Here is a 12,216-nt window from a genome sequence, read left to right as displayed (position 1 = left end):
TCATACGATTATCGACATGCAGCAGCGCTGCACGAACGGTGGATTCATGCCGCTAAGGCACGCAATATTTTGGCCAGCTGCATCACGGCTGCTTGTAATTCATGCGGTGCATGGGCTGCAAATCCCATTAAAAAACCTGTGGGACAGGGGGCACTGGCATAGAGCTCGGATAAGCCGAGCAAGTCAATGCCAGCAGATCGAGCGCTGGCAATGATGCGTTGTTCAGGAAGGTTTTGCCTGCAAATACAGAGCATTTGCATGCCGCCGTCCGGTGTTTTGGCAACAACCCAGTCACTGAGGTGTTGCTCGATTAACTCAGCAAGGACATCGCGCCTTTCTTTATAGACGGCCCGCATTGTGCGGATGTGCGCGCCATAGTGCCCAGCTTCTATAAAACGTGCCAGTGTCAGTTGGGCCATTGGGGCGCTGTGGCCATCGAGCAAGGTTCGTGCAATGGTCATCGGTTCAACCAATGGTGGGGGTAAGACCATGTAACCAATGCGCAGACCGGGGAACAGCGATTTGGTGAAGGTGCCGATATACAAGGTTCTCTGGTGCGTATCAAGCCCTTGTACGCAAGCGGTTGGCCTGCCTTCGTAATGGAATTCGCTGTCGTAGTCGTCTTCAATGATCCAGCCTTGGTTATGCTGGGCCCATTCAATCGCCGCCAGCCGGCGGTCCAGTGACAAAGTGGCGCCAGAGGGGAATTGGTGTGATGGGGTGAGACAAATCCCTTTAGGAGGCTTTTGTGCTTGTAATGAGAGACGTTTGAGTTCGCTTATTTGGATGCCATTTCCATCAACAGGGACTGGCAAGCATTGCAGGCCTGCTGCTAGAAAGGCTTTGCGGGCGCCATGGTAGGCAGGGTCTTCTATAAAGAGGGCTTCGCCTGCATCAAACAACACGTTCGCGCACAGCGTAAAAGCCTGTTGTGAGCTGGTGAGCACAAGTACGCATTCAGGCGAAGTTCGGGCACCGCGCTCCAGATTGATATAGTTTGCAATGGCTTCGCGCAGCACTGCCATGCCTTGTGGAGGGCTGTGCAACAAGGCGTTGGTGCCATGTTCTTTCAGGACCTGCCGCTGTAGACGCTCCCACGTGCGCAGAGGGAAGTTGCGGGTTTCCGGCACGCCAGGTGCAAACGGGCGCGGAGTCACAAAGTCCCGAAGGCCCCCGTTTTGTAAAACGGCAATACCGCGCTGACTCAATTGCGGAGCAGGCAGTGCAACGCCCATTGCATGGGCATTGCGTTGAGGGAAACGTCTTTTGATACCTGTGCTGGGACGATGGCTTGCACGGTTTGAGACAAAGCTGCCGCTGCCGACTTTCCGCTCAATGAAACCTTCCGCATGCAACTGCCCGTAGGCCGATTCGACTGTATCGCGTGACACTTCAAGCGACAAGGCAAGTGCGCGCGTGGCTGGCAGTGGTTTACCCGCTTCGAGCGCTCCTTCAAGTATTAATTGGCGAAGTGCGCGCTGTAGGCGTGCATGCAATGGCAAACGCGCATGGCTAGGGTCTTTGATCCACGCTTTGACTGATTCAAGTTGTGCATGTTTAAACAATTGGTCTGTATATCACTTCATAAATGGCATGGATTATCAGTCCATTTCAGAACTATAAAAACGCTTTGATAGACGCTATTTTTTGAGAAAGCACTACAGCACCATGTCATCTCTTATCGTTGCCCCATTTTTGCGTTGGCGTGATTACATCCACCCTGTTGTCGCTGGATTGATTTCAGTCATCGTGAATTACGGTGGAACCTTTATTCTCGTGTTTCAGGCCGCCCAAGTGGCAGGACTGAGTCCTGCATTAACAGCGTCATGGGTTTGGTCTATTTCTATCGGCGTTGGCGTGACTGGCGTCTTGTTGAGTTGGAAATACCGCGCGCCAATCATTACGGCATGGTCTACACCGGCTGCGGCATTTCTTGTCACGGCATTGGCTAGCACTTCTTATGCTGAAGCGGTGGGCGCTTATATGGTGTCTGCCGCTGCTTTTCTCTTGCTGGGGTGGGCAGGCTGGTTTGAACGGGTGATTCGCCTGATTCCTGCAAGCATTTGTGCTGGCTTATTGGCTGGTATTTTGTTGCAGTTTGGTCTTAAGGCTTTTGGCGCTTTAAGCATAGACCCAGTGCTGGCTGGTGGTTTGATTCTTGCCTATATCGTCTTTAAGCGGGTATGCGCACGTTATGCCGTGGTGGGAATTTTGCTTTTGGGTTTGTTCATACTGCTAGTGCAGCATCGCATTGATTTGTCGGATGTACGACTGCAATTGGCAGTACCTGTATTCACCAGCCCAGTTTTTACGTTGCAATCCATGCTGAATGTGGCTCTGCCATTGTTCTTGATTACGCTGACAGGACAATACATGCCGGGCATGTTGGTGCTGCGCAATGACGGGTTTAGCACCAGTGCCAACCCGATTGTCGCGCTGACGGGATTGGGCTCTTTGTTGATGGCGCCCTTTGGTTCGCATGCTTTTAATCTGGCGGCGATCACAGCTGCTATCTGTACAGGAAAGGAGGCACACGAGGAGCCCGGCAAGCGTTGGGTTGCGGGCATTGCTGCAGGGGTTTTCTACATTTTGGTCGGGGTGTTTGGGGTGACGTTGGCTGCAGTATTCATGGCGTTTCCTGCTAGCTTTATCACCACCCTTGCGGGCTTGGCTTTGCTGGGCACTATTGGCTCCAGTTTGGCCAGTGCAATGGCCGATGCCAAGACCCGAGAAGCCGCATTGATTACCTTCTTAGCGGCTGCAGCCAACGTCAATTTATGGGGAATTGGCGGTGCGTTTTGGGGATTGGTGGTGGGACTTTTAGCGTGTGCGGTGCTTAATGGTACGTGGCACAAGCGTAAGAAATAACAGGCATGGTTCTCATGTACGTATTGCTTTAGGTGCGGCGGCTAACGCGTAGAGGGTGCCCCCCTTTACGCCGCATTTGCCCAACCCATTCATACGCCACCGGCTTGTCTTCACTGAACTCAATTTTGAGTTGTGCAATCAGTACACTCAATACAGTGGCCAATTCCACTAACGCAAAACTGCGACCGCCGCATACACGTTTGCCCCATACAAAGCTTGAAATCGAGCCAGTACCCATGCCATACCCTTCTTTAATGGCTGCATCAATATTTGGTACCCAAGGATCGTCTCGCTCTAACGCTTTATTGTTGACGCCGACTAGTGATACGACAACCACATCACCGGCAATCACATCAATGTCAGAGAGTTGATCGTTCGCGTGCGCTAACCTAGTTACGAATGGGAGCGGGGGGTAGAGACGCAGAAGTTCTGCAATGAATCCCCGTAGTTCACTGTGCTGTGCAATGGCTGACTGCAATGCTTGAGGATTATCTGCATTGCTGGCATAGATGTGGCTGAGACTTTGATATAGGCGCTCTTGCAGTTTGGGGTATGCTGCCAAAAGATGCAGGCCCCAGCCTACCGAGTAAGCGGCTGTATCCGTGCCGGCATCTATTAGCGTAGGGAGTTCCTTTTCCAGCGAGAAGTCGGAATTTTTTTCCGATTCAGCATTGAGTATGGCCTTCAATAATGGACTCTTGAGTGATGTATCGTCGCGCAGCGGAGCGAGTGCGTCAAAGATGCTTTTGCGCAGTTGCAGGATTTTTCGAATGTGCTCTTTGTTTTCGAGGTTTTTTTCCTGTCCTGGCGCAACGAAAGCATAGGCAGAAGCCAGTTCCACTAATTGGGAAGGACTGTCGTGGGATATGGGCAGTTGCACAAGCTCCATCTCCAAAAACATTTGCGTAAAAATTGAGGCCATTCCTTGATGGATGACGTGCTCATTGAGTGTCGTCGAGTCTTGGCTACTCACAAGCGCTTCTGCAATTGCCCTAGCCTGAATGTTGCTGATCGCAAATGCCCTTGTATGGTCGTACTTCCCAAAAAATGGTTGAGAAATTTTTTGGCGAAATTTCCAAGCCTCGCTATCGGCAGTGAGGCGGGAGTTGCCTGCGACTTGGGACAACCATTTTGAGTTTTTAAAGTAATTGTCAGCATTGCGACGCATGATCCTGTCTGCATCATCCAGATTCTGAATAATCAACAGGCGGCGACCATCAGGCTGCGCACGAACTTGATTCTGTTTGGGCCAGCGGCGCGCCAACTCATAAATTTCATGACAAAAATTTGATGCAGTGTCGGTCTGGCTCATAGGTGCTTGTTCAGGACGTTTGTTTTAACTTGTTTAATAAATCGGCCAAATCCCCCACTGTTTTGAGCGGCATCAGATTTTCGGGCTCGATGGACTTTCCCGATTCTGCCTCCATTGCCACAATGATCATTTCAAAGGAAAGACTGTCGATGTTGTGCAGGCCGGCAATAGGATTTTCCAGCGCAATACGGTCGGCAGGAATCAGTAAGCTTTCAGAAATGATTCGTTGGATGGTCGGCAGTTGTGGGTGGCTCATGGCGTAGTTTTAGTTTGAGAAAAGTTGGTTGGCAAACCATCGGCTTGCTCTGGTATGGAGAGCGGTATTTCTGATTGTGCAGTGAAGCGGCTAGCGGTTAAAGCGCGGGCTTTCTTTCCTGATGAAGTGTAGGCAATCATGCCATTGGGCACCAGTGAGGCGATGACTTTTGCGCCAGCTGTTGCTGTCGCAGTGGTTTCTATGGCGTTGAGTATGCCGCTACCGCCGTGCTGGCGAAGTGCTTTCTCATGCACTAGTAAATGCAGTTGTGGCGTATGGTTGTTTGATGCGTGCACCTGTATCAATTGCATATGCTCAAGGGCAATGAGTGTTTGCTCATGCACCGCCAGTTCAACATCCAATGGCCAGATATTGCGTCCATTGATCACGATCATGTCTTTGCTGCGACCGGTGATGTAGAGCGCCCCATCGGTGCTGAGAAAGCCTCTGTCACCAGTCGATATAGGCTGTGCAGCCACTGTATGCTCAAGGTGCCCGTTTTTAAAATAACCGCTAAGCTGTGCGCTGCCCTGCAAATTGATGGCGCCTTCAACACCCGGTGGTAAGGGCTGCCCTGCATCATCGAGGATGTGAATCGTCCAATCTGTAAGGGGTAAGCCGCAGTTGACCAAAGGTTTTGCGTCTGGCGTATCGGGCAGCACTTCTTTTACCTGGTGTGATACTTCATCGAGTGAAAAGTATGCGCATTGCTGGATAAAAGGGGCGTGGCACATTGTCACTGCCAATGTCGCTTCAGCAAGGCCGTAACTTGGTTTGAAGGCATTGGCATCAAAGCCATGTTTTTCAAAAACCTCTTTGAAGGCTACCAGTGCGCCGTAATCGACATAGTCACCGCCAATACCAGCAATGCGAATGGCATGTAGCTGACGTTCTGGGGATACTTTTTCAGCACACTGGGCTGCTAGGCGCCATGCAAAGTTCGGCGCGTATGTGATGGTGCTTCCACGTTCGGCCATCAGGTTCAGCCACAAATAAGGCCTTCTGGCAAACGCTGCCGGTGCTAAGTAATCAACACTGACTTGTCCGCACAATGGCGCCAAAACGAAGCCGACCAGTCCCATATCATGGAAGTACGGCAACCATGAAAATGCGCAGTCGTCCTCTGTTAATTTCATGCCATGCTGAAGAATCGCATCGACATTGTGCATAAGCGCTGCATGTGAAATGGCAACCCCTTTAGGCTGACCGGTTGAACCTGAGCTGAACTGAACATAGGCAATCGCATCAGGCAGTATGGGGGCCACCGTTGGGGTTGGCATGCGCGTGCCAGAAGTAGAGCAGGCAAGTTCATCAAACGAGATGCAGGCAATGCCAGCGAGGGCAGGGGTTTGCAGTACTTTTTTCAATGATGGCGGTACAAGTACTGTGGAGATCCCGGCTGCTACGCACATGTTTTGCAAACTCTGGGTATATCGCTCGGCGTCTTGTAATACACCCAAGACAGGCAGTGGGCAGGGAATGGCTCCAATCCATTGGCATGCGCAAAATAAAGCCAAAAAATCTGGCCCCGTGTGAGCAATGATGCCTATTCTTTGTGCAATAGCGTTGGAGTTTATCTCTGCATGTGCCGTGCGTTGCGTGAGTGCCTGTGCAAAGTGTTCTGTTCTTTGTAGCAGTTGAGCGTAGGTCAAGGTATCTGCCAGTTGTCCCGTGCTGTCAAACCAGCTCAAGCGTTGACTGGGAACTTCAGCTGCATAGCACAACGCTTCCAGTAAATGTGCGAAGCCGCCTACTTTCCGTTCACGCATTTTTCTCTGAAGAGCCCTTGGGGTTAGGGCGCAGAGCAAGATCTTTGAAGCACGACAAGACCATCACATCGAGACGTTTGCCATCTTGGCCGAGAATTTCTTGTTTCAATGTTGCTTCATACACAAAGTGCTCGGTTTCAATCAAAGTGAACAACAATTTACGGTTACTGCTCAGCACCCTTGATGTGATTTTGTCCACGCCTCTGTGGTCGAATACCTCATCACATAAAGGGAACCAGGACTCCCAGAACACTTCCCGTCCGGTTTTGATCTGCGGGTCTGCGCCAAGTGTTAGCGTTGCGATGCGATGCTGCGGATTGATACTGAAATTGTAAAAACCCAATAGCTTGTCTTCGAGCTTGCTGAAAATACCAATTAAATAGTGCTGCACGTTGTCAAAGCTGGCCACAAAGGCGCGCAAGCCATCAACAGAAAAATGCAGGGCCGATAAGTTCAAACCTTGAAGCATTTGCGCATCGTTAAACCATTGAGCGAATTCAGGCGTTACATCAGCGGCAACCAGACTACGCGTGATGAGATGCGGTGTTTCAATATAAATCGGACTTCCTGCGCTCTTGTTTGAGGCCGTATTGTTTTGGGCTTTGCGTAATGGAATTCGGAAACCGCCAGTACTCATACTACGTTCTATGTTGAAACTTTAAAAAAGCGATGGTGACTTTAGTCATTCAAACGGCGGTGGAGAGTGAGAAGCTTCTGCCAATTGTGTTGCAAAGAGACTTGGTGCAACGCGATAAGCGATGTCCAGCCATGGCGTACCCACTGTGCCAATACCGCATCAGGTAACTGATGGTATTTGGCCATATCAATCACTCGAAATCCTCTGAGCGAGTAAGTATTACCAGGTGAAAGCTCAACTGATACTTGCCGATCAAGTAAAAGCTCGTGTGCCTCCAGCGCCTGCATGAATGCATAAGTGTGGTTGGTATCCGCTTGGCATTGTTTGCAAAACTGAATGATTCGCTCCAAGGCCAAGTTAGGGTTACCTAAAAAATCAAAAAGTGGCTTGGCATCTGCAAATTCATGCAAAGGCACCACTTGCTGGGCACTGGGGTCGAACCACAGGCTGGCATTCTCTCCATCAGGGTCAGGCTGCATCCAGAACGGATATCGGCGTAACCAAGCCGGAATATAGGTGTCAGCTGCCCATTCCCCTTGTTCGTCAATGAATAGATTGTGACCTTCAACGATAGCAGTAATCGCAACAGGGAAAACACTGGCTCCGGCTGGACCAAACACGATGGGGTAATGCGCGCTGGCGTACCAGAACTCACTCACCCCTAAAGGAATAGCATTGGCCTTTGCAGCAGTCAACAGGCATGTCTGATTGCGAACGCCCCAGCCCAAATGAAGGGTGGAATCTAGTGCTGTCAACGAGTTGTAAAAAATCGGTGCAGCAGGCTGCGCGACTGCAGTTGTCATAGGCTAACGTGAGGCGTTTATGGAAAAGAGTACGGTCGCGGTGATTTGGTGAAAATGGTGCAAGCTATTGCAAGGTCTAGTTTGTAGTTTGGACAGACTGTGCGTCACACCATAAGTCATGTGTTGTTACATCAGTGTATTCACACGTACTTCGCATGTTGCGAGAAATATTGTGCTGATACCCTCACCCTCCATGCTTGCGTACCAATATGCTTATTGGTTCTCAGCAAACATGAAAGGTTTGGTGATCGTGCACTAGTAGATATAAGCTATTACCGTTGACGTCTTCTCAAAGAGAAAGCGGAGAATGCAGCCAACAGTGATCCCAATCCAAGCAAGCCCAGTCCGGACATGGACGGGACTGGTTTTGCCACGACAGAGGGTTGAACTGCAGTAGGGCTCGAGACTAGATACCAGTTATTTCCCGTTTGTTTCAGCGTATATTCAAATCCATTTGCAATGACAGGTGTGGCGAGGGCGAAGCTGTCATCTGGATGAGCTACATCTGCTTGAACAACCAGAATGCCATCAGCTGTTGTTTGTGCTCCGGTGCCCCCCAGATTGCTGATGTGCAAGAGTGTTGTACCGCTGATTGGACCTGTGATGTGCAGCTTATCGCTATCGTTTCCATCAAGTCCCAACACAGTGTCAAGGGCAACGGTGCCGTTGCTACCAGCCCAAGAGGTAGCGGTGGCTGTATCTGTAGCTTGTGAAGTCGTACCGCCAGTCAATTGAATTACACCGCCTGTTTGAGTCACAGCACCTAAGTTTTGGTCTGTACCACCTTGCAATAACGTACCACCACTAATGTTGGTAGTCGATAGGTATGGTAGAACATCGTTGGATGGAAGAGTTAACGTGCCGCCTTGCACATCAATCCCACCCGTGAATGCTGCGTGGTCTGGCAAATAGCCATCTGCAATGTCTGGCTTGCAGTCCGGTGTGGTATCAAATTCAAATTTATTCGTGGTTAATGCAGCTGAAGGGAACTCAACAATGTCGCCTGAAATGGTGGTGGTCCCTGCTTGCTGCGTCAGCTTGCCTGTGCCTGAAAGAGGGATGTTAAAAGTCAGTGATCCCGTGTGATTGAATGCAACCTGGGCATCGGCTGAATTCAGATTGATCAATGATGCCTCAATAGAGCCAGCTGCTGTGGGGGTTGTTGTTTCTGATCCGTACACAATTTGCCCTGCACCAGAGGCAATAATCGGGCCTAAACCTCCGACTGATACTCGGTTCCCGTATGTCTCCCAGTTGGGTGCCCCTGTGCTAACCCTCGTTAAGTGGTTTACTCCCACTTTAATTACTGCATTGTTTTCCGTTATCAGAGAGCCGCCAGTTCCAATGCTAATTTGACCAATAGTATTTTCTTGAATCACAGTTGGCACTGTATCGTCGGCATTGTTGGTGAGACCTGCTACGATCAATTGAGCATTTGTCCCAGAAACCCGCACAAGCCCACTTGCGGTGTTGTCAGCACTGATTTGCAGGGGTACGGAAGCAAGCGGAAGATTTGGGTCCGTAGCAGAGCAAGTTCCATTCGATGTGCTTGTTGGCCCATTCGAAATAGTTGCTTTTCCGTTCGCGAGAACATTCAGTGTACCGTTACCACTAGCGCTACCAACGACCAGACCAAGGTTAAAGCTGGCTTGGTTGCCGAACTCCCCGGATGCGGATGACTCTACAGTAACTGTGCCTTCTCCAGAACGATTGCCAATAAAGCTAAGCGGTAATTGATCTGCAATGTCAGTCGTGTCTCCAGAGTACGAGTCTCCGACCGACAGCTTCCCATTATTCAGTACATTAATGCTGCCTTTTGAGGACCCACCATCGCCGACCATGAAAAGAGGGAGTGGGCCGTTATAGACGTTGGGCGTGAACCCAAGGCCTGCGCCATCGAGATTAACTTTCCCCTCGCCGCCATCATGCCCAATAACACTGTTCTGCTGGGTGTGGAAAAAGCCCACCATATTAGGGGAACCATTTGTCATTTGGTCAAGTGTTTTCCCAGAACCCAGTACATCAACGATCCCCTCGCTTTTATTGCCGAGCCCGACCCCTAAACCTACCTCTTCCACATACAGTCTGACGGTGCCGCTTCCTCCGCTTCCTGTTGGCGTTGATTGAACGTTAATTCTCAGATGACCGTGCCCTTCCGCATCCCCAACTCGGAAGAAAGGATCGACATATTGGTCTAAAGTTGAAGGTGCAGGATCAATTCCTGATGTTGTTTCATCAATATCAATACTGATGGAGCCGAAATCACTGGAGTTAATGTTCAGTGAACCCTCTGCGGCATGCCCAATGTAGAACGCACTACCGAGGTATACACTGTTGTTAGAGCTATCAAGCCCCCAAGTGGCACTTATATCGTTGACAACATTGGCGCCGGGCACATTAGTGCTTGCTGCACTCCAAGCGTCTTCGTCAGTAAAGTCACCGGGGCCGACCCAATAGTTCGTTTGCGCTAAAACGCTGCCACTGGAAGCGACGGCAAAAGCAGCAATCAAAGCTTTGCCTATCATGGTTCGTTTGTGAGTGGGTGAGCGATGTGTTTTCATGAAAATCGATGCCTTTACTGCAGTGTCTCTGACACTAAGTGATGCGGGTTGATGGCGTCTTGCGCTCTTTGCTTGCATGATGCAGAGATTGGTTGGGAACAAGAACAATGCGCAGAACTATCAACGACCTCCTCGCGGAAATATGCTTAACGGCTTATTTTCTGATCAAGAAACAAAAATGCAACCAAATGATAGCATTACTTTTATTTGGTAACAATTGTTGTTTTTTGTGTTGAGGAATGGTGCTGTGCTTGCCTGGTTGATATTGCAGAAATCAAGCACGAAGCAGCAGTAAGCTTGCGTGTTGTTGCTGTTAGATGGGGGAACATACGTTTTTACGCCTTTGCAATTGCTGAAGGCGAAGGACTTTGTGCCATCACTGATGGCTGCGTATGCCGATTACCGAGTCGAAGACGTATGGATGAGTGTGTCAGGCAATGATTTACTGGGCTGTACACCTAAATCACGCAGTTGTTCTGCTTCGCGAATGACATTGCCTTTTTGTATGGCGAGGCGGTGCATGGCTTGGGTATAGGACTGTTGGGCTGCATTCAGTTGGGTGCCAAGCTTTTCCAGCTCCGCGACGAATGCGACTAACCGGTCGTAGAGTTGCGCGCCTTTGCGGGCGATTTCTTGTGCATTGCGGGTTTGTGCCTCTTGCCGCCAGAGGTGTGCCACGGTACGCAACACAAACAGCAATGTCGACGGGGATGCCAGCAAGACGTTGCGCTGCCATGCGTCTTGGTTTAAACGCTCGTCTTCATGGATGGCCAGCATCAACGCCGGTTCAATGGGCACAAACAAAATTACAAAGTCCAAAGCTTGTAGACCATGGATGTGCTGGTACGAGCGCTCAGACAATTGCTTGATGTGGGTGCGTACTGATTCGATGTGCTGGCGCAGTGCTGCGCGGCGCTGGTTGGCATAGGGGGCATCGTTTGCTGCGTTAGCCGGTGGTGCCTCCTGCTCAAGCGTGCTCCAGCGTTCGTAGGCCGTGAGGGAAACTTTGGCATCCACCACAAGATGGCGCTGACCCGGCAAATGGATGACCACATCAGGTTGGGCGCGGCGGCCATCGTCCCAGGTATGGCTGACTTGCTTGTCGTAGTCTTGCCCTTGGCGCAGGCCTGCTTGCTCCAGAATGCGCTCCAGTAAGGCTTCGCCCCAATTGCCTTGGGTTTTGCTGGAGCCTTTGAGGGCTTTGGTCAGGTTGTGGGCCTCATCAGACAGGCGTTTGTTCAGCCCCATCAGGTCATGCACTTGCTGAGACAGGGCTGCACGTTGCTTGCCTTCTGCGTCATAAAACTGTTCCACGCGGCCTTGAAAGTCTTGCAGGCGGTGGCGTAGTGGTTCGAGCAATTGGCCAATGCCTTGCTGATTTTGTTCCATGAAACGTTGGCTTTTCTCTTCCATAATGGTTTGCGCCATCGCTTGGAATTGGTGTGTCAGGCTGTGTTGGGCCTGCTCCAGAAAAGCCAGTCGTTCTTTGGCTTGAATGCCTTGTTCTTCGTGGATGGCGCTTAATGCGGCATGGTCGCTTTGCAGCCGGGCCAATGCGTCTTGTGCTTGTGCGGTAGCGGCGCGTTGCTGCTTGAGTTGCTGCTCCAGCGTTGCGGCGAGTTGGGCGCGCTCTTGCCACTGCGCTCTTTCATCACGGGCAGTGTCCAGTGCTTCGCGCCAGGTGAGGGCTTGCTGCTGCTGGCTGCGTTGTTCCTGGCGAAGGTGCTCGACTTGTGATTGCCACAGCGCTTGTTCGCGTTCAAGCTGGTTTTGCCAATCGTGTTGTCGCAGTGTCTCAAGGCTGCGCCATTGTTGTTTGGCCCACCAGTAGCCCAGCATACAACCCAAGACAAGGCCTGCACCAAGAATGGCCGTTATGGTGAGCCAAAGAGGAAGAGTGGAGAGGGCTGCCATCGTGCTGACTCATAGGGGAAATGATGGCATTGTCATGCCAAACGAGTAATGGACAGCGCCTCTTAATGCATGTCGCGCTCCTACACGCGGCAATGC

General features: G+C 50.8%; 9 protein-coding genes. 1 reads left to right on the top strand and 8 read right to left on the bottom strand.

The features are described 5' to 3' along the window. Positions 1 to 44 precede the first annotated feature (44 nt). Positions 45 to 1,565, bottom strand: a complete 1,521-nt coding sequence (gene pdxR / locus E9531_RS08090) for a MocR-like pyridoxine biosynthesis transcription factor PdxR (RefSeq protein ID WP_136573259.1) — start codon at positions 1,563 to 1,565, stop codon at positions 45 to 47. A 103-nt stretch (positions 1,566 to 1,668) separates the two neighbouring features. Here pdxR and E9531_RS08085 point away from each other — a divergent pair, with 103 nt between their 5' ends. Further along, positions 1,669 to 2,868, top strand: a complete 1,200-nt coding sequence (locus E9531_RS08085) for a benzoate/H(+) symporter BenE family transporter (RefSeq protein WP_136573258.1) — start codon at positions 1,669 to 1,671, stop codon at positions 2,866 to 2,868. Positions 2,869 to 2,896: 28 nt separating this feature from the next. On the opposite strand, the gene E9531_RS08080 is transcribed toward E9531_RS08085, so the two are convergent. The 7 genes from E9531_RS08080 to E9531_RS08050 form a co-directional block, all read right to left on the bottom strand. Further along, a complete protein-coding gene (locus E9531_RS08080; RefSeq protein ID WP_136573257.1) occupies positions 2,897 to 4,180 on the bottom strand; it encodes a cytochrome P450 in 1,284 nt (427 codons plus the stop codon). Between the two features lie 10 nt (positions 4,181 to 4,190). Then, a complete protein-coding gene (locus tag E9531_RS08075; RefSeq protein WP_136573256.1) occupies positions 4,191 to 4,436 on the bottom strand; it encodes an acyl carrier protein in 246 nt (81 codons plus the stop codon). Next, positions 4,433 to 6,205: an AMP-binding protein gene (locus E9531_RS08070; RefSeq protein ID WP_136573255.1), complete on the bottom strand. Its 1,773-nt coding sequence runs from the start codon at positions 6,203 to 6,205 to the stop codon at positions 4,433 to 4,435. Before E9531_RS08070 ends, E9531_RS08075 begins: the two co-directional genes overlap by 4 nt. Then, positions 6,198 to 6,842, bottom strand: a complete 645-nt coding sequence (locus E9531_RS08065) for a GNAT family protein (RefSeq protein WP_136573254.1) — start codon at positions 6,840 to 6,842, stop codon at positions 6,198 to 6,200. Before E9531_RS08065 ends, E9531_RS08070 begins: the two co-directional genes overlap by 8 nt. Positions 6,843 to 6,883: 41 nt before the next feature. Then, the gene (locus E9531_RS08060; protein WP_136573253.1) at positions 6,884 to 7,645 is read right to left on the bottom strand and encodes a SapC family protein; all 762 of its coding nucleotides are present in this window, start codon (positions 7,643 to 7,645) and stop codon (positions 6,884 to 6,886) included. A gap of 272 nt (positions 7,646 to 7,917) precedes the next feature. Then, on the bottom strand, positions 7,918 to 10,206 hold the full coding sequence (locus tag E9531_RS08055) for a pertactin-like passenger domain-containing protein (RefSeq protein WP_158291739.1): 2,289 nt from the start codon (positions 10,204 to 10,206) through the stop codon (positions 7,918 to 7,920). 399 nt (positions 10,207 to 10,605) lie between these two features. Then, positions 10,606 to 12,120, bottom strand: a complete 1,515-nt coding sequence (locus E9531_RS08050; RefSeq protein ID WP_136573251.1) for a DNA recombination protein RmuC — start codon at positions 12,118 to 12,120, stop codon at positions 10,606 to 10,608. Positions 12,121 to 12,216: the final 96 nt, after the last annotated feature.

The organism is Lampropedia puyangensis (assembly GCF_004833285.1).
GTDB lineage: Bacteria > Pseudomonadota > Gammaproteobacteria > Burkholderiales > Burkholderiaceae_C > Lampropedia > Lampropedia puyangensis.
The sequence above is the reverse complement of the archived record's forward strand: the minus strand, read 5'-3'. Positions and strand labels throughout refer to the sequence as shown.

Excerpts from the sequence above, each read along its gene's own strand:
- E9531_RS08085 (WP_136573258.1), top strand. The coding sequence starts at position 1,669 with ATGTCATCTCTTATCGTTGCCCCATTTTTGCGTTGGCGTGATTACATC.
- E9531_RS08080 (WP_136573257.1), bottom strand. The coding sequence starts at position 4,180 with ATGAGCCAGACCGACACTGCATCAAATTTTTGTCATGAAATTTATGAG.
- E9531_RS08075 (WP_136573256.1), bottom strand. The coding sequence starts at position 4,436 with ATGAGCCACCCACAACTGCCGACCATCCAACGAATCATTTCTGAAAGC.
- E9531_RS08070 (WP_136573255.1), bottom strand. The coding sequence starts at position 6,205 with ATGCGTGAACGGAAAGTAGGCGGCTTCGCACATTTACTGGAAGCGTTG.
- E9531_RS08065 (WP_136573254.1), bottom strand. The coding sequence starts at position 6,842 with ATGAGTACTGGCGGTTTCCGAATTCCATTACGCAAAGCCCAAAACAAT.
- E9531_RS08060 (WP_136573253.1), bottom strand. The coding sequence starts at position 7,645 with ATGACAACTGCAGTCGCGCAGCCTGCTGCACCGATTTTTTACAACTCG.
- E9531_RS08055 (WP_158291739.1), bottom strand. The coding sequence starts at position 10,206 with ATGAAAACACATCGCTCACCCACTCACAAACGAACCATGATAGGCAAA.
- E9531_RS08050 (WP_136573251.1), bottom strand. The coding sequence starts at position 12,120 with ATGGCAGCCCTCTCCACTCTTCCTCTTTGGCTCACCATAACGGCCATT.